The organism is Bacillus sp. mrc49, from assembly GCF_002803435.1.
Map to the genome: position 1 here is coordinate 645,007 of NZ_PHNG01000800.1, position 23,157 is coordinate 668,163.

The 23,157-nt window shown below is 43.3% G+C and carries 22 protein-coding genes; all 22 read left to right on the plus strand.

Annotated elements, in window-relative coordinates; translation table 11 throughout:
- Window positions 1-102: 102 nt before the first annotated feature.
- The 22 genes from CVN76_RS29495 to rbfA all read left to right on the plus strand — a co-directional run bounded on the left by CVN76_RS29495 (window position 103) and on the right by rbfA (window position 23,091).
- Entirely contained in the window at window positions 103-558 is a 456-nt protein-coding gene (locus tag CVN76_RS29495; RefSeq protein ID WP_100534112.1) for a chemotaxis protein CheW, read from the plus strand.
- A 4-nt stretch (window positions 559-562) separates the two neighbouring features.
- Complete coding sequence (locus tag CVN76_RS29500; protein WP_100534113.1) at window positions 563-1,201, plus strand: chemotaxis protein CheC; 639 nt, start codon at window positions 563-565, stop codon at window positions 1,199-1,201.
- A complete protein-coding gene (locus CVN76_RS29505; protein ID WP_100534114.1) occupies window positions 1,194-1,697 on the plus strand; it encodes a chemotaxis protein CheD in 504 nt (167 codons plus the stop codon). Before CVN76_RS29500 ends, CVN76_RS29505 begins: the two co-directional genes overlap by 8 nt.
- A gap of 71 nt (window positions 1,698-1,768) precedes the next feature.
- Window positions 1,769-2,524 (plus strand): FliA/WhiG family RNA polymerase sigma factor, encoded by a 756-nt coding sequence (locus tag CVN76_RS29510; protein WP_100534115.1) that lies wholly within the window; start codon window positions 1,769-1,771, stop codon window positions 2,522-2,524.
- A gap of 305 nt (window positions 2,525-2,829) precedes the next feature.
- On the plus strand, window positions 2,830-3,456 hold the full coding sequence (locus CVN76_RS29515) for a hypothetical protein (RefSeq protein WP_100534116.1): 627 nt from the start codon (window positions 2,830-2,832) through the stop codon (window positions 3,454-3,456).
- A 153-nt stretch (window positions 3,457-3,609) separates the two neighbouring features.
- On the plus strand, window positions 3,610-4,323 hold the full coding sequence (rpsB, locus tag CVN76_RS29520; protein WP_057913389.1) for a 30S ribosomal protein S2: 714 nt from the start codon (window positions 3,610-3,612) through the stop codon (window positions 4,321-4,323).
- 300 nt (window positions 4,324-4,623) lie between these two features.
- On the plus strand, window positions 4,624-5,508 hold the full coding sequence (gene tsf, locus CVN76_RS29525; protein ID WP_100534117.1) for a translation elongation factor Ts: 885 nt from the start codon (window positions 4,624-4,626) through the stop codon (window positions 5,506-5,508).
- A gap of 116 nt (window positions 5,509-5,624) precedes the next feature.
- Window positions 5,625-6,347 (plus strand): UMP kinase, encoded by a 723-nt coding sequence (gene pyrH, locus CVN76_RS29530; RefSeq protein ID WP_061144645.1) that lies wholly within the window; start codon window positions 5,625-5,627, stop codon window positions 6,345-6,347.
- Between the two features lie 3 nt (window positions 6,348-6,350).
- The gene (gene frr / locus CVN76_RS29535; RefSeq protein ID WP_061144646.1) at window positions 6,351-6,908 is read left to right on the plus strand and encodes a ribosome recycling factor; all 558 of its coding nucleotides are present in this window, start codon (window positions 6,351-6,353) and stop codon (window positions 6,906-6,908) included.
- A 395-nt stretch (window positions 6,909-7,303) separates the two neighbouring features.
- Window positions 7,304-8,077 (plus strand): isoprenyl transferase, encoded by a 774-nt coding sequence (locus CVN76_RS29540; RefSeq protein ID WP_100534118.1) that lies wholly within the window; start codon window positions 7,304-7,306, stop codon window positions 8,075-8,077.
- Window positions 8,078-8,102: 25 nt separating this feature from the next.
- Complete coding sequence (locus CVN76_RS29545) at window positions 8,103-8,900, plus strand: phosphatidate cytidylyltransferase (protein ID WP_100534239.1); 798 nt, start codon at window positions 8,103-8,105, stop codon at window positions 8,898-8,900.
- Between the two features lie 41 nt (window positions 8,901-8,941).
- The gene (gene dxr / locus CVN76_RS29550) at window positions 8,942-10,102 is read left to right on the plus strand and encodes a 1-deoxy-D-xylulose-5-phosphate reductoisomerase (protein WP_100534119.1); all 1,161 of its coding nucleotides are present in this window, start codon (window positions 8,942-8,944) and stop codon (window positions 10,100-10,102) included.
- A 7-nt stretch (window positions 10,103-10,109) separates the two neighbouring features.
- On the plus strand, window positions 10,110-11,378 hold the full coding sequence (gene rseP, locus CVN76_RS29555; protein WP_100534120.1) for an RIP metalloprotease RseP: 1,269 nt from the start codon (window positions 10,110-10,112) through the stop codon (window positions 11,376-11,378).
- Between the two features lie 248 nt (window positions 11,379-11,626).
- Entirely contained in the window at window positions 11,627-13,327 is a 1,701-nt protein-coding gene (locus CVN76_RS29560; protein ID WP_100534121.1) for a proline--tRNA ligase, read from the plus strand.
- A gap of 157 nt (window positions 13,328-13,484) precedes the next feature.
- Window positions 13,485-17,807 carry a PolC-type DNA polymerase III gene (locus tag CVN76_RS29565; protein WP_100534122.1) on the plus strand — a complete coding sequence of 1,441 codons (4,323 nt, stop codon included), beginning with the start codon at window positions 13,485-13,487 and terminating at the stop codon, window positions 17,805-17,807.
- 193 nt (window positions 17,808-18,000) lie between these two features.
- Window positions 18,001-18,474 carry a ribosome maturation factor RimP gene (gene rimP / locus CVN76_RS29570; RefSeq protein ID WP_061144652.1) on the plus strand — a complete coding sequence of 158 codons (474 nt, stop codon included), beginning with the start codon at window positions 18,001-18,003 and terminating at the stop codon, window positions 18,472-18,474.
- A gap of 42 nt (window positions 18,475-18,516) precedes the next feature.
- Entirely contained in the window at window positions 18,517-19,647 is a 1,131-nt protein-coding gene (nusA, locus tag CVN76_RS29575) for a transcription termination factor NusA (RefSeq protein ID WP_057913379.1), read from the plus strand.
- Between the two features lie 17 nt (window positions 19,648-19,664).
- Window positions 19,665-19,940 carry an RNase P modulator RnpM gene (rnpM, locus tag CVN76_RS29580; protein ID WP_057913378.1) on the plus strand — a complete coding sequence of 92 codons (276 nt, stop codon included), beginning with the start codon at window positions 19,665-19,667 and terminating at the stop codon, window positions 19,938-19,940.
- 5 nt (window positions 19,941-19,945) lie between these two features.
- Entirely contained in the window at window positions 19,946-20,251 is a 306-nt protein-coding gene (locus CVN76_RS29585) for a YlxQ family RNA-binding protein (RefSeq protein WP_061144653.1), read from the plus strand.
- Window positions 20,252-20,270: 19 nt separating this feature from the next.
- On the plus strand, window positions 20,271-22,427 hold the full coding sequence (infB, locus tag CVN76_RS29590) for a translation initiation factor IF-2 (protein WP_100534123.1): 2,157 nt from the start codon (window positions 20,271-20,273) through the stop codon (window positions 22,425-22,427).
- Complete coding sequence (locus CVN76_RS29595) at window positions 22,424-22,705, plus strand: DUF503 domain-containing protein (protein WP_100534124.1); 282 nt, start codon at window positions 22,424-22,426, stop codon at window positions 22,703-22,705. Before infB ends, CVN76_RS29595 begins: the two co-directional genes overlap by 4 nt.
- A gap of 17 nt (window positions 22,706-22,722) precedes the next feature.
- On the plus strand, window positions 22,723-23,091 hold the full coding sequence (gene rbfA, locus CVN76_RS29600; protein ID WP_034313607.1) for a 30S ribosome-binding factor RbfA: 369 nt from the start codon (window positions 22,723-22,725) through the stop codon (window positions 23,089-23,091).
- Window positions 23,092-23,157 lie beyond the last annotated feature (66 nt).

Consider the following 23,157-nt stretch of genomic DNA (forward strand, 5'->3'; position numbering starts at 1 on the left):
TGAAAGACAGGTGATGTGATGCTGGCTGGGGCATGCCGCAGCCAGGATATCGGCAAGCTTCCAACTGCACACTTGAGTTTTTTTAAAAGAGGAGGGGAATAGATGTCGCAGGAAATGAAAGTGATCGTATTCAAAATTAAAGATAAAGAGTATGCCATTCCAGTAGATAAGGTCAGTGGAATCGAAAAGCTTTTGCACATTACGAGAGTTCCGAAGGCAGTCCAATTCGTTAAGGGTGTAATCAATTTAAGGGGCGTCATCACGCCAATTATTGATTTGCGGGTGCGCTTTGGGTTCGAAGAGGTGGAGTATGATGATTCAACAAGGATCATCATCGTCATGCTCGATGATATGGAAGTGGGGCTAATCGTGGACTCTGCCAATGATGTTTTGGATATTCCAGTGAGTAGTATTGAGCCGCAACCTGAAGTTGTTGGCCATTCGGCTTCTGAATACATAAGCGGAGTCGCAAAAATCGAAAAGCGACTGCTCGTGTTAATAAATTTGGAAAAGGCTTTAAGCTTGGAAGTGACTGAAAATATGATAAAAGAAGGATAATGAGATGTCATACATTGAGAAAATCAGTCCTCTTCAACTTGATATATTGAAGGAAATTGGCAATATAGGTGCAGGGAACGCAGCAACTTCGCTTTCGGCCATCCTTAATCGGAAAATCGATATGAATGTCCCGAATGTCCGAATCGTTTCCTTCGATGAAATGATCGAGATGGCGGGCGGTGCCGATCACGTCATCGCCAGCGTTTTCCTAAGAATAGAAGGGGATGCCTCCGGGAGTATGTTCTTTATCCTTTCACTTCCATTAGCCCAATACTTGATACGGGAGATGGCCGGTGATGACACCTTTTCAATAGATAAGACACCGCATGCCGAACTCGCTCTTTCCTGCCTGCAGGAAATTGGGAATATTTTATCCGGATCGTATCTTTCTTCTTTGGCTGATTTCACACAGTTGAATTTTTTCCCTTCCGTACCGTCATTGAGCATTGATATGGTAGGAGCGACGATCAGTTATGGGTTGTTGGAGCTGTCACAGGAGAGTGATGCAGCGGTAGTCATTGATACGGTCCTTGTAAAAGATCAACTATTGGCCGATTCCATTGACGGACATTTCTTTTTATTGCCAGACCCGGAGTTTTTTGAAATCATTTTTGGCGCTTTAGAGATGACGGCTGATGACTGAATTGTTAAAGGCCGAGGTTGTTAAAGTTGGGATAGCGGATATGAAAATTGTAAAACCTCCCTGGTCGATCCGTACGTCTGGCTTGGGATCCTGCGTCGGCGTTGTCGTTTATGACGAGAAAAAAGCGGTTGCCGGTTTGGTCCATGTGATGCTGCCGGACTCTTCACTCACAAAGACGGGACAAATCAACGTAGCTAAATTTGCAGATACGGGGGTAAGGGAATTAGTGCAACGCTTGGTAAAAGAGGGTGCGAGAATGCCTTTCTTAAAAGCGAAGCTGGCTGGCGGGGCGCAAATGTTTCAGTTTGCCTCCGGAGGGGATTTAATGAGAATAGGGCCCAGGAATGTGGAGGCTGTCCGGAAAGAGTTATCTGACTTGCATATCCCAATCGTTGCTGAAGATGTCGGCGGTAATAGCGGAAGGACGATCGAATTCAATTTGCACGATTGTTCATTGAGTATCCGCACCGTCAATAAAGGAACAAAAAACATATAGCAAGCCGACTGGGCGTGTGTAAAAAATGCTGTTCGGAGTACAAAACGTATACAATGTAAGGAGGATGTCCAATGTCTCATCTGACCATCGAAGAAGAACAAGTATGTTGGAAAAATTGGATTGATTGCAGAGATCCGCGAGCTGGGGACATTTTGGTCAAGAAATATATCCCTCTTGTTTCCTATCATGTTCAACGCATTTCGGTTAGCCTTCCTAAAAATGTGAGCCGTGATGATATCAGGAGTCTAGGGATGATGGGGTTATTCGATGCCCTGGAACGATTTGATACGAAGCGCGACCTGAAGTTCGATACATATGCTTCATTTAGAATTCGTGGAGCGATTTTAGATGGATTAAGAAAAGAGGATTGGCTTCCACGGAGTGCAAGGGATAAAGCCAAGAAAATTGAGTCAGCCATAGAAAAGCTTGAGCAAAAATACATGAGGAACCTTTCTCCAAATGAAATTGCAACCGAATTAAATATACCGGAAGAAGATGTGTACGCTGCGATACAAGGGAATTTCTTTGCAAATGTTCTGTCCATGGATGACCAGGAGCACGATGATAAGGATAGTAAGACTTTTCACATCAAGGATGAAAAAGCGGATTTGCCAGAGGAACATGTATTACGGGAAGAACTGTATATGGAATTGGCAAAAGTCATAGAGACGCTCAATGAAAAGGAACAGCTTGTCTTACAGCTCTTTTATAAGGAGGAATTGACTTTAACCGAAATCGGGCAGGTCATGAGCCTGTCCACTTCGCGAATTTCCCAGATTCATTCAAAAGCGATTTACAAATTAAGAAACGCAATGAAAGAGCAATAAAATCATTCTTCAACTGCGATTGGTCAGTCGGATTGGATGCGGCACCCTTATCAATGATTGTTCCAAAATCACAGAATGTTCGAACTGGACATCGCAAAAGAAAAGTGAGACGTAATGAAAAACCTTTTTAACTTGTCTTGTCCGGTAAAAAGGATGGACAAGTGCCCGTGCAACCAAAATGGAGCTGGGATTCAAGTGAAGATTCAATAAAGGCATTCATTTTAGCAAGCCCATGACGTCCATCGATCTAAAAAGGCTTCAACACGAAAAGCCAGAGGGCGATTCCTGGTTATTTAGGAGGCAATATGTCAGTATTTTTTATGTTTCTCTTGTTTGTATTGAATATATGCTCCATTTTTGCCATCATCATTTTATATTTGCGCCAAAACCGTCTAGCCAAGCTGGAAAAAGATCAAAAAGCCATCATTCGTGAAATGGAGCAGCTTTTGTCCGGTTACTTGATGGAAATGAAGGAAGATAATGAAGCATTGATCAAGGCGTTCACCGAGCCGGCTGCCATGAATGGCCAGCCAGAACGGTTCGGGCAAGGGAAAGAACCCATCGGAGAGAAAGAAATCAACCATGACCAAAATATGCCTGAAGGGTATAAGGTTAAAAGTCGTGCCGCCACCCAAAGGCAGGCTCTCGACGCTTACAAAAACACGCCCGCAGAGGATGAGGATAAGCCTTTGCCGCTAAAGGTCGAGGACAAAATGGAGCTTTCCCCGGCAGCCCATCCCCCAACGAATGAAGGGGAGCTGGCCGGAAAGGAATTTGCCGATTTATTAAAGTCTTCGTTGCAGGAACCCTCACTGAATGAACAAGTGTATGCATTGGCGGATCAAGGACATTCGTTAGAAGAGATTGCCAAAAAAATGGCCAGAGGTCAAACGGAAATAGAACTACTACTCAAGTTTCGCAAGAATAGATAGAAATACCTTGATTGTGAAGAGTCGTTATGATATATTATGAAATGGTGTTAATACACACGCCCCGTGATTCTTGCAGCTGGTGCTGTTTCGACAGTTTCTGTATGAAAATGATCGGGTGCGGAGGAAAAACAAAACCATTTAGGAGGAACTAAAATGTCAGTCATTTCTATGAAACAATTGCTTGAAGCTGGTGTGCATTTCGGACACCAAACACGTCGCTGGAACCCTAAAATGAAGAAATATATCTTCACTGAGCGTAACGGCATCTACATCATCGACCTTCAAAAAACAGTTAAAAAGGTTGAAGAAGCTTATAACTTCGTGAAAGAATTAGCTGCTAACGGCGGTACTGTTCTTTTCGTCGGTACTAAAAAACAAGCTCAAGAATCTGTTAAAGAAGAAGCTATCCGTTCAGGTATGTACTATGTAAACCAACGCTGGTTAGGTGGAACTTTAACAAACTTTGAAACAATCCAAAAACGTATTGCTCGTCTTAAAGATATCGAAAAAATGGAAGCAAACGGAACTTTCGAAGTACTTCCTAAAAAAGAAGTTATCCAACTTAAAAAAGAATGGGATCGCTTAGAGAAATTCTTAGGCGGTATTAAAGATATGAAGACTCTTCCTGATGCGATCTTCGTTATCGACCCTCGCAAAGAGCGTATCGCTGTTGCGGAAGCACACAAATTACACATTCCACTTGTAGGTATCGTTGATACAAACTGTGATCCGGATGAAATCGATGTAGTTATTCCTGCGAATGACGATGCAATCCGTGCTGTTAAATTATTAACAGGTAAAATGGCAGATGCTATCTTAGAAGCTAAACAAGGTGAAGAAACAGCAACTGAAACAACAACTGCTTAATAAGCAAAAAAAGGTTGCTTATTCAGTAAGAAAAAGGTGATAAGAGGATAATGCCTTTTATCCCTTTTTTTTGCACTAAATAAGCATACATAAATCACCACGCCAAGGTTGAAAAGGCAGGCTGATTTTTAAGGGAAAAAGACTTTCGGCCGTTTGGTTTTGTCGATAAGACTGGCTTTTCTGGCAAATAGTTCTGGCATTCTGCCGAATCTCGTTATTTTCTTTGATAATAACCGTATTTTCTGGCAAAAATGGGTAAAGATTGAATAAACTGCATTTAATTTGAGGAGGATATATATTATGGCAATCACTGCACAATTAGTTAAAGAATTGCGTGAAAAAACTGGTGCCGGCATGATGGATTGTAAAAAGGCGCTTGTACAAACGGAAGGCGATATGGAAAAAGCGATCGATTTCCTACGCGAAAAAGGAATTGCAAAAGCTGCCAATAAAGGAGACCGTATTGCTGCTGAAGGATTGACTTCTATCGTGGTTGACGGAAACCAAGCGGTCATTCTTGAAGTAAACTCAGAAACTGACTTCGTTGCTAAAAACGAAGGCTTCCAAACTCTTGTTAAAGAATTGGCTGCATTCCTACTTGCTAACAAACCTGAAAGCGTTGAAGTAGCTCTAGAGCAAACTATGGAAAATGGAGCAAAAGTTGCAGATCATATCAATGCTGCTGTTGCTAAAATCGGGGAAAAATTAACGCTTCGCCGTTTCCAAGTTGTTACAAAAACAGATAGCGATGCATTTGGTGCTTACCTTCACATGGGCGGCCGCATCAGCGTACTATCCGTTGTTGAAGGCACAACTGACGAAGAAGCAGCTAAAGGCGTTTCCATGCATATCGCTGCTCTTAACCCAAAATATATCTCTCGTGACCAAGTCGATGCTAGTGAATTAGATCGCGAGCGCGAAGTTCTTACACAACAAGCACTTAATGAAGGCAAACCAGAAAAAATCGTTGCAAAAATGGTTGAAGGGCGCATCAACAAATACTACGAAGAAATTTGTGTGAATGAGCAAGCTTTCGTTAAAAACCCAGATCAAAAAGTGGGAGAATTCGTTGAATCAAAAGGCGGAAAACTTCTTTCATTCGTTCGTTATGAAGTAGGGGAAGGTCTTGAGAAACGTCAAGAAAACTTTGCTGAAGAAGTAATGAACCAAGTTAAAAAAGACTAACTGCTAAATAAAAATAGGGAACACTCTGGTGTTCCCTATTTTTTGAAACTTTTTGGCATTATTGCCGTTGGAAGCATGAAGAACAATTGAATAAGATTACATAGTTGGAGGGTGTCATGAGTAACGCTAAATATAAACGTGTAGTATTAAAACTCAGCGGCGAAGCATTAGCCGGTGAAGAGGGATTTGGAATCAATCCTGCTGTAATTAAATCTATCGCTGAACAAGTCAAGGAAGTGGCAGAGCTTGATGTGGAAGTGGCTGTAGTTGTAGGCGGCGGAAACATATGGCGCGGCAAGATTGGCAGCGAAATGGGCATGGATCGTGCCAATGCCGATTATATGGGGATGCTGGCGACTGTCATGAACTCTTTGGCTCTACAGGACAGCCTTGATCAACTAGGGATCGAAACGCGTGTGCAGACTTCGATTGAGATGAGGCAGGTTGCGGAACCTTACATTAGACGCCGTGCAATCAGGCATCTGGAGAAAAAGAGAGTCGTGATCTTTGCTGCTGGTACAGGTAATCCTTATTTTTCAACGGATACCACTGCCGCTCTGCGTGCTGCTGAAATAGAAGCTGATGTCATCCTGATGGCGAAGAATAATGTGGATGGCGTCTACAATGCCGACCCTGTTAAGGATAAAAATGCAGTGAAATATGACCAACTTTCCTATCTTGATGTGATTAAAGAAGGCTTGGAAGTAATGGACTCGACTGCGTCCTCACTATGCATGGACAATGATATTCCATTGATCGTCTTCTCGATCATGGAAAAAGGCAATATAAAACGGGCCGTTTTAGGCGAAACGCTTGGAACAATAGTTAGGGGGAAATAAAAGATGCCGAAGCAAGTTATTTCAAATGCGAAAACGAAAATGGAAAAAGCCATTGGAGCGTACACACGTGAATTAGCCAGCATCCGTGCCGGCAGGGCAAATGCCTCATTGCTTGATAGAATCTCGATTGATTATTATGGTTCTCAAACACCGGTTAACCAGGTGGCAGGCATTTCCGTACCGGAAGCTCGACTATTAGTGATCCAACCCTATGATAAAACGGTTTTAGGGGAAATTGAAAAAGCGATATTAAAATCAGACCTAGGCTTAAATCCTTCAAATGACGGATCGATCATCAGGATAGCGATTCCAGCTTTAACGGAAGAACGCAGAAAAGAGCTTGTAAAAGTGGTCAAGAAAGAAGCGGAAGAAGCGAAAATCGCAATCCGCAACGTACGTCGCGATGCTAACGACGACTTGAAGAAGCTTGAAAAAAATGGTGAAATCACGGAAGATGATTTACGCGGCTATGCTGATGACATTCAAAAGATGACGGATGGCAATATCACGAAAATCGATGAGATTACCAAAGATAAAGAAAAAGAAATTTTGGAAGTATAATTTCCACTTATGGAATTGATTAAGTAAAGAGGGCCTAATCCATACTGATCATGTCTTGGTTCTAACATATAGGTGTGCTTAAAAGAGAAAACTGTTATAATAAGGTTTCTCCGATAATGCGTACTCTTTAAGTTAGGATGTTGCATGGGACGTTGGAGGTGGCCCTTTTTTTGCATTTTTCACCGGACTTCGACCCGGTAACCGAAAAAAACTTAATGTGATTACCCGCTTTCCAGCTTCTAATGAAGAAATAATTTTCATAATAATAATATGAGAACCACCTTTTTTTTGATATTATAATATAGATTCTTTTTTGCAAAAATGCTTGATATACATAGCGCACGAAAATATTGCCTTTGTAGAGAGATAAGTACAACCTGATGGGGGACTAACATATGTATTCACTATGGAAGCGTTTCGTTAAAAAAGATGCTTCTTCCGATGTAACAAATAGGATTCAGCATATTCAGCAGTTTGATGTTCCTCAGCATATCGCCATCATAATGGATGGAAATGGCCGTTGGGCGAAAAAAAGGGCATTGCCGCGAGTGGCGGGACATCATGAAGGAATGAAAACTGTTCGTAAGATTACGAAAGTTGCCAATAAATTAGGTGTCAAGACATTGACCGTCTATGCGTTTTCGACGGAAAACTGGAAACGTCCAAAAAGTGAAGTCGACTTTTTGATGAAACTTCCCCAGGAATTTCTTGGGACCTTTTTGCCTGAGCTCATTTCCGAAAATGTAAGGGTGGAAACCATTGGGGAATTGTCACTACTTCCATCTCACACTCAAAATGCCGTAATAAGGGCAATGGAAGATACGAAGGACAATGACGGGATGATCCTGAATTTCGCTTTGAACTATGGGAGCAGGGGAGAGATTGTCTCCGCGGTGAATAGCATTATTCAAGATGCTAAGAATGGTATAATAAAGGAAGAAGTATCCGAGCAAATGCTCTCCAGTTACTTGATGACCGAGCATTTGTCAGATCCTGATTTACTGATTCGCACAAGCGGTGAAATCCGTTTAAGCAATTTCATGCTATGGCAGGCCGCTTACACTGAATTATGGTTTACTGAGGTGCTATGGCCTGATTTTAGTGAGGAGCATTTATTACAGGCGGTTGAGGAGTATCAAAAGCGTTCACGTAGATTCGGTGGCGTTTAATGCAGAAGGCGAGGAAATTGGAATAATGAAACAACGAATAATTACTGCGGTCGTAGTTGCCGCTATCTTCATTCCACTGGTTATTTTAGGGGAGATCCCGTTTTTATTGACGGTTTATCTATTGGCTTCCATCGGTTTATATGAACTGATGAAGATGAAAAATTTGCGAGTATTCTCATTTGAGGCCATTCTCTCCCACATTTTATTATGGGTGCTTTTATTGCCTGAACAATATTCCGCTTTTTTGGCGGACATTGATTATGATAAGGTGCAAATCTTTTTAATCGGGGTTTTGCTGTTCTTATTGTACACTGTCGTTTCCAAAAATCGATTCACTTTCGATGATGCGGGATTTTTAGTGATTTCCATCCTTTACCTGGGAGTGGGCTTCTACTATCTATTCGAAACACGTGATTCCGCAGAACTGGGACTGATTTATATCTTGCTGACCCTATTTACGATCTGGGCAACGGATTCCGGAGCCTACTTCATTGGCAAGGCTATAGGCAAAAGAAAGCTATGGCCGGAAATAAGTCCAAATAAGACGGTGGAAGGTTTTATCGGCGGGGTATTTTCAGCGATGATCGTCGGTGTGCTCTTTTATGCCTTCTCCAGCCTGGATTACACGTTATTTCAGCTATTATTGATATCGTTGGTGATTGGGGTTTTCGGCCAATTGGGAGACCTTGTCCAATCCGCGTATAAACGTCATTATGGGGTTAAGGACTCGGGAAAGATCCTTCCAGGGCATGGCGGGATATTGGACAGGCTTGATAGTTTGATATTCATTTTACCGATTTTGCATTTATTGCACGTTTTATAATATAAATATAGGCAAGCGTCAGGAATTAGGAGATGAATAATTTGAAAAATATCAGCCTTTTGGGCGCAACAGGTTCGATTGGTCAGCAAACAGCGGATGTAGTGCGGTCACATCCTGAGCAATTCAAAATCGTGGCGCTTTCTGCTGGAAAGAATTTAGAATTGGTGAGGGCTTATATAGAAGAATTTGAACCGAAACTGGTTTCAGTCCAGGCGGAAGAAGATTATCGAGTATTGAAAAATGAATTTACCAGCCGTAAGGATATCGAATTCATGTTTGGGGATGAGGGATTGACTGCAGTTGCTGTATACGATCAAGCGACGATATTGGTCAATGCCGTCATCGGAAGCGTGGGTCTTTACCCAACGCTCCAGGCAATCAAGGCTAAAAAGGATATTGCCATCGCCAACAAGGAGACTTTAGTGACGGCGGGGCATTTGGTCATGAGTGAAGCGAAAAAAGCAGGGGTGAGATTGCTTCCTGTCGATAGTGAGCATTCCGCAATCTTTCAGGCCCTGCAGGGTGAAAACGATAAAAATATTGAACGTTTGGTCATTACTGCTTCAGGCGGCAGTTTTCGTGATAGAACCAGGGAAGAATTGAAAGGGGTAACGGTGGAAGAGGCGTTGAACCATCCGAATTGGTCGATGGGCGCGAAAATCACGATTGATTCGGCCTCCATGATGAATAAGGGATTGGAAGTGATTGAGGCACACTGGCTATTCGAGCTTCCTTACGATAAAATTGATGTACTGTTACATAAGGAGAGCATCATCCATTCCATGGTTGAATTTCATGACTCCAGCGTGATTGCGCAATTGGGAACACCAGATATGCGCGTACCGATTCAATATGCCCTTACTTACCCAGACAGGATGCCTCTTGGAGGGCGCAAACGCCTGAACTTGGCCGAAGCGGGGAAACTGCATTTTAGTGATATGGATTTCACAAGATATCCTTGTTTGCAATTCGCCTATAAAGCGGGTAAAATGGGCGGAACGATGACAACCGTGCTGAATGCAGCCAATGAAGCGGCGGTTGCCGCATTTTTATCTGGAAAGATATCTTTCCTCGAGATTGAGACACTGATCGAAAAAGCGCTGAATCAGCATTCCGTCATTGCCCTTCCGGATTTAGAAACGATTTCTGAAGTGGATATCATGACAAGGCAGTATATAGAATCCATAGTGAAAGATAGGTGATTGGAACATGCAGACTTTAGAAACGATTATAGCGTTCATCATCATATTTGGCGCTCTTGTATTTTTCCATGAGCTTGGACATTTAGTGTTTGCAAAGCGGGCAGGCATCTTATGCCGTGAGTTCGCAATTGGCTTCGGGCCAAAAGTATTCACGTACAAAAAGCAGGAAACCGTGTATACGATTCGATTGCTCCCTCTTGGCGGTTATGTACGCATGGCTGGGGAAGATGCAGAAAATATTGAACTGAAGCCCGGATATCGCGTTGGATTAATGTTTGATCAGGAAGAGAATGTTACAAAAATCATTATGAACAACAAAGATAAATATCCTGATATTCGTCTTGTGGAAGTCGAATTGATCGACCTTGATCATAAACTAATCCTGACTGGTTATGAAGAGGGCGAGGAAGATGAATTAAAGACGTTTCCCATTCATAAAGAAGCGGTAATTGTCGAAAATGGTATGGAAAACCAGATTGCCCCATACGAGCGGCAGTTTGCCTCGAAATCGCTCGGCCACCGCTTCCTCACGATTTTAGCTGGTCCGGCGATGAACTTTGTTTTGGCCTTTGTCATTTTTGTCTTGATCGGCTTATTTCAGGGAGTCGTAGTTGATGAAGCGAAGCTTGGTGAACTGACACCGGAAGGTTCGGCTGTAAATGCCGGGCTGAAGTCTGGAGATATCATTCAATCCATTGAAGGGACGGAAGTCTCCTCTTGGGAAGATGTTCAGGAAAGCATCCAAAAAAATCCTGGGCAGGAAATTGAATTTGTCGTTGATAGGGACGGAAAAACATTTGAAGTACCTGTCGTTCCTCAAGAAGTTGAGCGAGAAGGCAAGAAAATAGGGATTATCGGTGTATACCCTCCGGTTGAAAAAGCGCCTATCAAAGCAATTCAATACGGTTTTACGGAGACCTATTTCTGGACAAAACAAATTTTCATCATCCTAGGTGACCTCGTAACGGGTGGGTTTACGATTGACAGCCTTTCCGGTCCTGTAGGAATCTACAAATCCACGGAAGAAGTCGCGAAGCAAGGTATCTTCACGTTGATGAAATGGGCAGGCTTGCTCAGCATTAACCTTGGTATCATGAACTTGTTGCCGCTCCCGGCATTGGATGGAGGCAGATTGTTATTCTTTGTCGTAGAATTCTTAAGAGGAAAGCCGATCGACCGTCAAAAAGAAGGAATGGTTCACTTCATCGGCTTTGCACTGCTGATGCTGTTGATGATCGTCGTTACATGGAATGACATCCAGCGTTTCTTTTTGTAAGCCATTAATCGATAAAGTGAAACAGCCAGCAGGTTTTTCTGTTGGCTGTTTCTTATCTCATAGTTTTTTAGCTGTTTTAGGGAAATAGTTTGTTTTCTAGCGAAATCGTCAGTATAATCGAGAATGAGTATAGTAAATAAGCTTTTAAAAAAGAACCCAGATTTTTTTGTGATTGGAACCGATCATGCCATGGTATGAATGACTATGGTTATGGATTAATATTAAGGAATTATTGAAGAGGTGCAGATATGAAACAAAGTATGACGTTGATCCCTACATTGAGAGAAGTGCCTGCAGATGCTGAAATCAAGAGCCATCAGTTGTTATTGCGTGCAGGATTTATGCGACAGAACTCCAGCGGGGTTTATAGTTTCATGCCGCTTGGGAAAAAAGTGCTCCAAAAGGTTGAAGCGATCGTTCGGGAAGAGATGGAGAATGCTGGCGCTGTCGAACTATTGATGCCTGCTTTACAACAAGCCGAATTCTGGCAGGAATCAGGACGCTGGTATACGTATGGCCCGGAATTGATGCGCCTAAAGGACCGCAACAACCGTGAATTTGCGCTTGGTGCAACACATGAAGAAGTGATAACGAGCTTGGTCCGTGATGAGATTAAATCTTACAAACGCCTGCCGTTAACGGTTTACCAAATCCAAACGAAATTCCGTGATGAGAAAAGACCTCGTTTCGGGTTGTTGCGCGGACGTGAGTTCATCATGAAGGATGCCTATTCTTTCCATGCAAATCAAGAGAGCCTTGATGCAGTTTATACAAAAATATATCAAGCCTATTCGAATATATTTAGCCGCTGCGGTCTTGACTTCCGTGCCGTCATTGCCGATTCTGGGGCGATGGGCGGTAAGGATACCCATGAATTCATGGTCCTATCGGAAATCGGCGAGGATACCATCGCGTATTCGGATACTTCCGATTATGCAGCTAACATTGAAATGGCACCGGTTAGCGTAAAATATGAAAAAAGCTCAGAGGAACAAAGTCAACTGGATAAAATTCACACCCCTGGTCAAAAAACGATTGAAGAAGTAACTTCATTCTTGAATGCTGCTACTGAAAAATTAATCAAATCATTATTGTTCAAAGTGGATGAAAAGCATGTGCTCGTATTGGTGCGTGGCGACCATGAAGTGAATGATATCAAATTGAAGAATTTCTTTAACGCTTCAGCCGTTGAATTGGCCGACCCTGATGAGACGAAAGAAGTCTTGGGATGTGCAGTGGGATCTTTGGGACCAATCAATGTCGCATCTGAAGTGGAAGTAATCGCGGATGTTGCCATTGAATCAATCGTGAATGGCATCTGCGGAGCGAATGATGAGGATCATCATTATGTGAACGTAAATCCGGATCGTGATTTTAACGTGGCCCATTACATCGATCTTCGCTTCATTCAAGAGGGTGACCCATCACCGGACGGAGAAGGGACGATTAAATTCGCCAAAGGGATCGAGGTAGGTCACGTATTCAAACTTGGAACTAAATATTCCGAAGCGATGAATGCGACATTCCTGGATGAGAACGGACGGTCACAGCCAATGATCATGGGTTGTTACGGTATTGGCGTTTCACGCACACTTGCTGCCGTAGCGGAGCAATTCAACGATGATAAAGGGTTGGTATGGCCAACGAATTTAGCGCCATACCAAGTCCATTTGATTCCAATCAATGTAAAAGATGAAGCACAGAATGCCCTTGCAGAGGATTTGTATACGGATCTTAAGGCAAAAGGCATGGATGTTCTGATGGATGATCGTCAAGAGCGTGCAGGGGTCAAATTTGCAGATTCTGACTTGATCGGTCTTCCGGTGAGGGTGACGGTCGGTAAAAAGGCTTCTGAAGGAATCGTCGAAGTGAAAATCCGTCAAACGGGTGAAGTGCTTGAAATTGAAAAAACTGAACTGGCGCAAAAGCTTCTAGAAATAATGGGATGAATTTAAGAGGGGATTCGGGCATCATTCATTTGGATGATGCCTTTCCTTTTCGTGCATAAAGATAGTAGTGAATGCTTTGCAGTATGATATAATAGCCTCTGATATCAGAGTGAAGATGAATAATATCTTAAGAGATAATAGATAGGGGAGAGAGGAAATGGATCAAAATCCAAATAGCGGTAGAGAGAGATTTCAACTCTTGCTCCAGCAAATGGGCTTGGTTGAGGATGCCTTTGTGAATTTTTTCATCGGTGCCGAAATTGATAAGCTCTCGATTGAGAGGGAGTCCAAAACATGGCATTTTGCCTTCAATATACCTGCATTAATACCTTGCAGTGTTCATACAAGATTTGCCACGCAACTAGCGAGTACTTTTTCTCATATTGCCAAGGTGACCTTCACCTTGAATGTGGCTAATCCTCAAGTGACGGAACAACTGATTAAAGAATATTGGAAGAATTGTATTGGGGAGCTCGAAGGCATGTCGCCTGCCCTTTTGTCGCTTTTGAATGAACAAGAGCCCGCAGTCAATGGATATAAGCTGATTGTAAGTGCCCGAAATGATACAGAGGCAGGCCAGTTGAAACGGAAATACTCCGGCATCATTTCGAATATATACCAAACCTTTGGCTTTCCTCCGCTGACCCTGGAGGCGGAAGTGAAGGAAACGGTATCGAATCCTGATTACCAGAAATTCTTGGAAGAGAAACAAAAAGAAGACGCGGAAAAGGGCCTTGCTGCATTAGTGGAAATGCAGAAGAAGGAATCGGAAAAAGGCAGTGATGATGGCGGCTACGATGGTCCCGTTAAAATTGGCTATACGATTAAAGAAGATGCAGATTTCCGCAGGATTGAACAAATTATCGATGAAGAGCGCAGGATTGCGATTGAAGGCTTCGTCTTTGATGCAGAGGTGCGTGAGCTTCGCAGCGGGCGCAGTCTTTTGACATTTAAAGTTACCGATTATACAAGTTCGATATTAGTGAAGATGTTTTCGCGTGACAAAGAGGATGCTGCCATTCTTGCCCGTGTGAAAAAAGGGATGTGGGTACGTGCACAAGGAAGCATCCAAAACGATACATTCGTACGTGACCTGGTGATGATCGCAAATGATATCAATGAAATTTCCAAGCAAGGCCGCCAGGATAAGGCTCCTGAAGGGGAAAAACGTGTGGAACTGCACATGCACACGCCGATGAGCCAGATGGATGCAGTGACACCTACGTCCGCACTTGTTGCGCAGGCTGCAAAGTGGGGGCATAAAGCTGTTGCCATCACGGATCATGCAGGGGCACAATCTTTCCCTGAAGCTTATAGTGCAGGCAAAAAGAATGGTATCAAAATCCTTTATGGCGTTGAAGTGAATCTTGTGAATGACGGAGTGCCTATCGTCTATAACGAAGCGCATATATCTCTGGCAGATGCCACCTATGTCGTGTTTGACGTTGAGACGACAGGGCTTTCAGCCGTTTATGATACGATTATCGAATTTGCTGCAGTGAAAATTCGTGACGGTGATATCATCGACCGCTTCGAGTCATTTGCTAATCCGCATCATCCGTTATCGAACACGACGATAGAGTTGACGGGAATCACCGATGACCTTGTCGAAAACGCGCCTGAAGTCGCAGAAGTATTGGAGAAGTTCAAGGCATGGGCCGGGGATGCAATCCTGGTTGCCCACAATGCTGCTTTCGATATGGGGTTTTTGAATATTGGCTATAAAAACATCGGATATCCTAAGGCATCCAACCCTGTCCTGGATACGTTGGAGCTTGCCCGGTTCCTTTACCCGGAGTTTAAAAATCACCGATTAAATACATTGTGCAAAAAGTTCGATATCGATTTGACCCAGCATCACAGGGCCATTTATGATGCCGAAGCCACAGGGTACCTTATGCTGAAGATGCTGAAGGATGCAATGGCAAAAGAAATTACCCATCACGATCAGCTTAATGACAATATGGGTAAAGGAAATGCTTATCAACGTTCCCGCCCATCCCATTGCACATTGATTGCGCAAACGCAGGCAGGACTAAAAAACCTTTTCAAATTAATATCGATATCACATATTGATTATTATTATCGTGTGCCACGGTTGCCGCGTTCACAGCTTAAGAAGTATCGTGAAGGAATCCTGGTCGGTTCGGGCTGTGATAAAGGGGAAGTATTTGAAGGAATGATGCAAAAGGGCTTCGAGGAAGTCGTCGATATTGCCGAATTTTACGATTATCTTGAAATCCATCCGAAGGAAGTTTATCAGCACTTGATTGAGTTGGAGTATGTCCGCGATGAAAAATCGTTGGAAACGATCATCTCCAATATCGTCAAGCTTGGTGAAAAACTGGACAAACCAGTGGTAGCCACAGGGAATGTTCATTATCTGGACCCCAATGATAAAATTTACCGCAAGATCCTCGTGAATTCACAGGGGGGAGCAAATCCGCTCAATCGTCACAAGCTGCCCGACGTGCATTTCCGGACAACGGATGAGATGCTGCGGGAGTTCTCCTTCCTTGGCGCCGATAAGGCTAAGGAGGTCGTGGTGGCGAACACGAATAAAATCGCTGATATGATCGAGGATATCAAGCCTATCAAGGATGAGCTATATACACCTAAAATTGAAGGTGCAGAAGAAGAAATGCGCGAGATGAGTTATGGCATGGCAAGGAAGATATATGGTGACAACCTGCCGGAAATCGTGGAAGCCCGTCTTGAGAAAGAATTGAAAAGCATCATTGGCCATGGGTTTGCCGTCATTTATTTAATCTCCCATAAATTAGTTAAAAAATCGCTGAATGACGGGTATCTCGTTGGTTCCAGGGGCTCTGTCGGATCATCCTTCGTAGCAACGATGACCGAAATTACAGAGGTAAACCCGCTTCCGCCTCATTATGTATGTCCGGAGTGCAAGAAATCCGAATTCTTCAATGACGGATCCGTAGGTTCCGGGTTTGACCTGCCAGATAAAGACTGTCCGGATTGTGAAATCCCATATACTAAAGACGGCCATGACATTCCGTTTGAAACCTTCCTTGGATTCAAAGGGGATAAGGTTCCCGATATCGATTTGAACTTCTCCGGTGAATATCAGCCGAAGGCCCATAATTATACGAAGGTCCTATTCGGTGAGGAGTATGTATATCGTGCAGGTACGATTGGTACGGTAGCTGAAAAAACGGCTTATGGGTACGTGAAGGGATATTCCGCTGATAACAACATCCACATGCGCGGCGCTGAAACGGACCGGCTTGTCGCTGGGTGCACGGGTGTGAAACGGACAACGGGACAGCATCCGGGCGGAATCATTGTCGTGCCGGATTATATGGATATTTATGATTTCACCCCAATTCAATTCCCGGCGGATGACCGGAATTCCGAGTGGAAAACGACGCACTTCGATTTCCATTCCATCCATGATAATATTTTGAAACTCGATATACTCGGACATGATGATCCAACTGTCATCCGTATGCTCCAAGATTTGAGCGGAATCGATCCAAAGACCGTTCCAACGGATGATCCTGAAGTGATGAAAATTTTCAGCAGCACGGAATCATTGGGAGTGACCGAAGACCAGATCATGTGTAAAACGGGTACACTCGGCATTCCCGAATTCGGTACGCGGTTCGTACGGCAAATGCTTGAGGATACGAAGCCTACCACATTCTCCGAGCTTGTTCAGATTTCTGGACTGTCACATGGTACGGATGTATGGCTGAGCAATGCACAGGAGCTGATTCACAACCGGATATGTACACTGAGTGAGGTTATTGGGTGCCGGGATGATATTATGGTTTATCTCATTTATCAAGGACTAGAACCTTCCTTAGCATTCAAGATCATGGAATCGGTGCGGAAAGGGAAAGGTCTATCTGAGGAATTCGAAGAGGAAATGCGCAAAAATGAAGTGCCGGAATGGTATATCGATTCATGTAAGAAAATAAAATACATGTTCCCGAAAGCTCATGCTGCAGCCTATGTGTTGATGGCTGTCCGGATTGCTTATTTCAAGGTGCATCTGCCCTTATTATATTATGCAGCTTACTTCACGGTGCGCGCCGATGACTTTGAAATCGACGCCATGACTAGAGGATCGCAAGCGATCAAAGGGAAAATGGAAGAAATCATGGTTAAGGGATTGGACGCTTCCACAAAGGAAAAGAATACATTGACCGTTCTTGAATTGGCTTTGGAAATGTGTGAACGCGGCTATGCATTCGCTAAGGTTGATTTGTACAAATCCAGTGCGGACCAGTTCATAATTGAAGGAAACACTTTGATACCGCCTTTCAATTCGATACCAGGCCTTGGTACGAATGCTGCCATCAATATCGTCAACGCACGCAAGAATGGCGAATTCCTTTCGAAGGAAGATCTGCAGCAACGGGGGAAAGTTTCCAAGACCATCCTTGAATATCTTGATAAGCAAGGATGCCTGGAGTCATTGCCTGAACAAAATCAATTATCCTTATTTTAATGTGGGGATGAGTTCCAAAAAGGAAGAAACAGACATGATATTTGCATAAATATCTTGATTATGGTATATTTTTATTGGAAATACTAAGAGGAACCAATGGCAAGAGTGGGGAAACCCACTCTTTCGTGTTGTATTGACCATTTAATTTTGAATCCGAAACCAAGCGCATACAACGCACGTATGGAGGAAACAAATGAGTAAAAAGGTAACGGAAGTTGTAGAGGAATTAGCATTACCAATTCTTGAGGAATTGCAGCTTGAATTAGTTGAAGTGGAGTATGTGAAGGAAGGTAAAAGCTGGTTCCTTCGAGTATACATTGATAAAGAAACAGGCGTAGATATTGAAGATTGCGGAAATGTGAGTGAAAAACTCAGTGAAAAGCTTGATGAGGTTGATCCGATTCCACAAAATTATTTTCTCGAAGTTTCATCTCCCGGAGCAGAAAGGCCTCTGAAAAAAGAGAAGGATTTCCTTAATGCTATCGGTAAAAATGTTTACATAAAAACATACGAGCCCATTTTAGATGAAAAAGAATTCGAAGGAACCCTAACCAGTTTCGATGGTAAAGAAGTGACGCTGGAAGTCAGGATCAAGACACGAAAGAAAACGATCGTCATACCATTCGAAAAGGTAGCCAAAGCAAGACTGGCGATTACCTTCTCTTAAGTCAAGTAAATCATTAATTAAATATCCGTAAGGGGGATCACCATGGGCAATGAGTTATTGGATGCTCTCTATATTTTAGAAAACGAAAAAGGAATTTCCAGGGAAGTTTTGATCGACGCGATTGAAGCTGCTCTTATATCGGCATATCGCCGTAACTTTAACCAAGCGCAAAATGTACGTATCGACTTGAATCTTGGTAAAGGAACGATGCGTGTATTCGCTAGAAAAGACGTTGTTGACGAAGTATTCGATTCACGTCTGGAAATTTCTGTTGAAGAAGCAAGAGCAATTGATCCCAACTATCAGTTAGAGGACGTTGTCGAGATGGAAGTTACGCCTAAGGATTTCGGCCGTATTGCTGCCCAAACTGCGAAACAAGTCGTCACTCAAAGGGTTCGTGAAGCAGAGCGAGGCATCATTTATGCCGAATTCATCGACCGCGAGGAAGATATCATGACTGGCATCGTTCAACGCCAGGATTCCCGTTTCATCTATGTAAGCCTAGGAAAAATCGAAGCTTTGCTTCCAGTGAATGAGCAAATGCCGAATGAACAATATAAACCCCATGATCGCATCAAGGTTTTCATCACGAAAGTCGAAAAGACGTCGAAGGGCCCGCAAATTTTTGTATCCCGCTCACATCCTGGACTTTTAAAACGTTTATTCGAAATCGAAGTGCCTGAAATTTTCGATGGAACGGTGGAAATTAAGTCAGTTGCCCGCGAAGCAGGCGACCGTTCGAAGATCTCCGTTCATTCAGATAACGAAGAAGTCGATCCTGTCGGTTCCTGTGTAGGCCAAAAAGGACAACGTGTTCAGGCCATCGTCAATGAACTGAAAGGCGAAAAAATCGATATTGTCAAATGGTCGGAGAACCCGGTCATTTTCGTAGCGAATGCTTTAAGTCCTTCCAAGGTCCTTGAAGTCATCGTAAAAGAAGAAGAAAAAGCGACGACCGTCATCGTCCCTGATTATCAATTATCCCTGGCAATTGGTAAGCGTGGACAAAATGCCCGTTTGGCTGCCAAGCTTACTGGCTGGAAAATTGATATCAAGAGTGAAACGGAAGCACGTGAAGCTGGGATCTATCCAGTGGAAGAACAGGAATTCCTTTTAAGCAGAGATAGTTATGTTAATGAAGAGGATACAGATTTCGAAGAGGATAACGAGTAATCCAGAGGTGAAAAAAGATGAATAGCCGAAAAAAAATCCCGATGCGCAAATGTGTGGCGACAGGCGAAATGAAGCCCAAGAAGGAACTCATCCGCATCGTTCGATCTAAAGAAGGGGAAGTCAGCCTTGATCCGACCGGAAAGAAATCGGGAAGGGGAGCTTATTTGACTCTTGATCGGGATATTATCGAGCTGGCCAAAAAGAAAAACGTGCTGGCTAATCACCTTAGTACCCAAATCGATTCTTCCCTTTATGAACAATTGCTTGAATTAGTGAATAAGGAGAAAAACTAAACATCATGACCCAACAACAACAATGGATGTCTCTATTAGGATTGGCCAATCGAGCACGCAAGCTAATTTCGGGTGAAGAATTAGTGGTTAAAGAGATTAGAAGCGGTAATGCCAAAGTTGTTATTTTATCCGCGGACGCTTCAAAAAACACTGAAAAAAAAATATCTGATAAGTGCGCATTTTATCAGGTTCCTTTAAAAAGAGTCGAAAGCAGGTCCATGCTCGGCCATGCGATAGGCAAGGATGCTAGAGTTGCCGTCGCAGTTCTGGATGAAGGTTTTGCACAAAAACTCCGAACGCTGCTCGATTAAATTTTACGGGGGTGAACGTATGACAAAATTGCGTGTATATGAATATGCAAAACAAAAGAACGTTTCAAGCAAGGATGTAATAAATAAACTTAAAGAAATGAATATAGAGGTAACAAACCATATGACAGCATTAGACGATTCAACTGTAAATAAATTAAACGATTCAATTAAACCTAAAAACGAAGATAAAAGCCAAGCTGCTGAACCGAAAGCTAACGCCACCGTTGCAAAATACGAAGCGGAAGCAGATGAGAAAAGCACGGTAAATAAAGAAAAGCTTAAGAAAAAACCACCAGTTAAACCTGTAGGCACGAAAAAACCGGCAGGCCAGTTTAACCGGAACAGAAATAACAAAAATAAAAATAACAAACAAAGACAACAAGCGCCAGCAGCTCCTGTTACAAAGCGTAAAGAACGGGAATTGCCAGAGAAAATTACGTTCTATGAGTCTTTGACCGTCATGGAGCTTGGAAAAAAACTTCACCGTGAACCTTCAGAAATCATCAAAAAGCTCTTTATGCTTGGTGTCATGGCTACAATCAACCAAACCTTGGATAAAGACGCGATTGAATTGATTTGTGCTGAGTACGGTGTAGTGGCTGAAGAGGAAATCCGTGTCGACCTAACCGATCTTGAATCATTGGTGACTGAAGATGCTTCTGAAGATTTGATTGAACGTCCGGCCGTCGTAACGATTATGGGACACGTTGACCATGGTAAAACGACATTGCTTGATTCAATTCGCCATACTAAAGTAACGGAAGGCGAAGCTGGCGGAATCACGCAGCATATCGGTGCCTATCAAGTCAAAGTAAACGACAAGAAAATCACATTCCTTGATACGCCAGGACATGCCGCGTTTACAACAATGCGTGCCCGTGGTGCTCAGGTTACGGATATCACGATCCTGGTCGTTGCAGCGGATGATGGCGTTATGCCACAAACGGTTGAAGCCATCAACCATGCCAAAGCGGCTGAAGTTCCAATTATCGTCGCTGTAAATAAAATGGATAAAGAAGCGGCCAATCCAGACCGCGTTATGCAAGAATTGACTGAGCACGGTCTAGTTTCTGAAGCATGGGGCGGAGATACCATTTTCGTACCTATTTCAGCGAAAAATGGTGAAGGCATCGATAGCTTGCTTGAAATGATCCTGCTTGTAAGTGAAGTGGAGGAGTATAAAGCGAATCCGACCCGTAAAGCAAACGGAACGGTCATCGAAGCACGTTTGGATAAAGGACGCGGCTCTGTTGCGACATTGCTTGTTCAAAACGGTACGTTGAAAGTCGGAGATCCGATCGTTATCGGTAATACGTTCGGACGTGTGCGTGCAATGGTCAATGATCTTGGCCGCCGTGTGAAGGATGCAGGTCCGTCCACACCGGTTGAAATCACTGGATTGAACGAAGTTCCACAAGCTGGCGATCGTTTCATCGTCTTTGAAGATGAGAAAACGGCCCGTCAAGTTGGGGAAGTTCGTGCGCAAAGACAGTTGGCTTCACAACGTAATGAAAAATCCCGTGTAACGCTTGATACATTGTTCGAGCAAATGAAAGAAGGGGAAATTAAGGAATTGAACATCATCTTGAAAGCGGATGTTCAAGGTTCTGCGGAAGCAGTTGCAGCCTCCCTGAATAAAATAGAAGTGGAAGGCGCTAAAGTGAAAATCATTCACACTGGCGTCGGGGCCATCACTGAGTCGGATATCATCCTTGCGACAGCTTCGAATGCCATCGTCATCGGATTTAACGTCCGTCCTGACGTGAATGCGAAGCGGGCAGCTGAATCGGAAAATGTCGATGTCCGTCTTCACCGCATCATCTATAAAGCGATAGAAGAGATCGAGTCGGCGATGAAAGGGATGCTTGATCCTGAATTCGAAGAAAAAATCATCGGTCAGGCTGAAGTCCGTACGACTTTCAAAGTATCTAAGGTCGGCACGATTGCCGGTTCATATGTTACTGAAGGGAAAATCACACGCGATAGCGGAATCCGCTTGATTCGTCAAGGTGTCGTCATTTTCGAAGGTGAAATTGATGCGTTGAAACGTTTTAAAGATGACGTTAAAGAAGTGGCAACGAACTATGAGTGCGGGATCACCATTAAAAATTACAATGACCTTAAAGAAGGCGATGTAATCGAAGCATATGTAATGGAAGAGATCGAGCGTAAATGATCGTTGGCTCTGCCCAATGTGAATGCATCATCCATGACACCCATTCATTGAAAGAAAAACGAGCCGTGCTGCAGCGTGTCATCACACGGCTTAAACAAAAGTTCAATATATCGGTAGCCGAAACCGATTTTCAGGATTTATGGCAGCGAACGAAGATCACGATCGTAACCGTAACATCCTCAAGGAAGGCTACTGAGAGGGAACTTCAAAATGCCCTTAAATTTCTAGATTCTTTTCCGGAACTAGAGCGAACAATAACAGATATAGACTGGCTTTAGGCTATCGAGGTGATATTATGAGCCTTCGTTCAAATCGTGTTGGCGAACAAATGAAAAAAGAGCTGAGTGAAATTATCGGCCGCAAAATAAAAGACCCAAGGATCGGATTTGTAACCGTAACGGACGTTGCGGTTACAGGAGATCTACAACAGGCAACTGTTTACATTTCCGTTCTGGGTGACCAGGAGCAACGGGAAAAAACACTGCAAGGGCTAGCAAAGGCCAAAGGATTCATGCGTTCAGAAATCGGGCAAAGAATCCGTCTTCGTAAAACGCCTGAGCTGTTTTTTGAATTTGATGAATCGGTCGATTATGGCAATCGCATCGAGTCATTGATTTCCCAAATCAATTCAGAGGATAAACCGGCTGAAAAAGACGAAGAATAAGCAAGCAGTAAAAAGGAGGCCGACTCAAAAAGTGCTTTGCACTTCTTGAAGTCGGCTCCTTTTTTT

Excerpts from the sequence above, each read along its gene's own strand:
- frr (WP_061144646.1), top strand. The coding sequence starts at position 6,351 with ATGCCGAAGCAAGTTATTTCAAATGCGAAAACGAAAATGGAAAAAGCC.
- CVN76_RS29560 (WP_100534121.1), top strand. The coding sequence starts at position 11,627 with ATGAAACAAAGTATGACGTTGATCCCTACATTGAGAGAAGTGCCTGCA.
- CVN76_RS29595 (WP_100534124.1), top strand. The coding sequence starts at position 22,424 with ATGATCGTTGGCTCTGCCCAATGTGAATGCATCATCCATGACACCCAT.
- CVN76_RS29545 (WP_100534239.1), top strand. The coding sequence starts at position 8,103 with ATGAAACAACGAATAATTACTGCGGTCGTAGTTGCCGCTATCTTCATT.
- infB (WP_100534123.1), top strand. The coding sequence starts at position 20,271 with ATGACAAAATTGCGTGTATATGAATATGCAAAACAAAAGAACGTTTCA.
- CVN76_RS29515 (WP_100534116.1), top strand. The coding sequence starts at position 2,830 with ATGTCAGTATTTTTTATGTTTCTCTTGTTTGTATTGAATATATGCTCC.
- CVN76_RS29505 (WP_100534114.1), top strand. The coding sequence starts at position 1,194 with ATGACTGAATTGTTAAAGGCCGAGGTTGTTAAAGTTGGGATAGCGGAT.
- tsf (WP_100534117.1), top strand. The coding sequence starts at position 4,624 with ATGGCAATCACTGCACAATTAGTTAAAGAATTGCGTGAAAAAACTGGT.
- nusA (WP_057913379.1), top strand. The coding sequence starts at position 18,517 with ATGGGCAATGAGTTATTGGATGCTCTCTATATTTTAGAAAACGAAAAA.
- rseP (WP_100534120.1), top strand. The coding sequence starts at position 10,110 with ATGCAGACTTTAGAAACGATTATAGCGTTCATCATCATATTTGGCGCT.
- CVN76_RS29540 (WP_100534118.1), top strand. The coding sequence starts at position 7,304 with ATGTATTCACTATGGAAGCGTTTCGTTAAAAAAGATGCTTCTTCCGAT.
- rpsB (WP_057913389.1), top strand. The coding sequence starts at position 3,610 with ATGTCAGTCATTTCTATGAAACAATTGCTTGAAGCTGGTGTGCATTTC.
- CVN76_RS29585 (WP_061144653.1), top strand. The coding sequence starts at position 19,946 with ATGACCCAACAACAACAATGGATGTCTCTATTAGGATTGGCCAATCGA.
- rnpM (WP_057913378.1), top strand. The coding sequence starts at position 19,665 with ATGAATAGCCGAAAAAAAATCCCGATGCGCAAATGTGTGGCGACAGGC.
- pyrH (WP_061144645.1), top strand. The coding sequence starts at position 5,625 with ATGAGTAACGCTAAATATAAACGTGTAGTATTAAAACTCAGCGGCGAA.
- rimP (WP_061144652.1), top strand. The coding sequence starts at position 18,001 with ATGAGTAAAAAGGTAACGGAAGTTGTAGAGGAATTAGCATTACCAATT.
- rbfA (WP_034313607.1), top strand. The coding sequence starts at position 22,723 with ATGAGCCTTCGTTCAAATCGTGTTGGCGAACAAATGAAAAAAGAGCTG.
- CVN76_RS29500 (WP_100534113.1), top strand. The coding sequence starts at position 563 with ATGTCATACATTGAGAAAATCAGTCCTCTTCAACTTGATATATTGAAG.
- CVN76_RS29510 (WP_100534115.1), top strand. The coding sequence starts at position 1,769 with ATGTCTCATCTGACCATCGAAGAAGAACAAGTATGTTGGAAAAATTGG.
- CVN76_RS29495 (WP_100534112.1), top strand. The coding sequence starts at position 103 with ATGTCGCAGGAAATGAAAGTGATCGTATTCAAAATTAAAGATAAAGAG.
- CVN76_RS29565 (WP_100534122.1), top strand. The coding sequence starts at position 13,485 with ATGGATCAAAATCCAAATAGCGGTAGAGAGAGATTTCAACTCTTGCTC.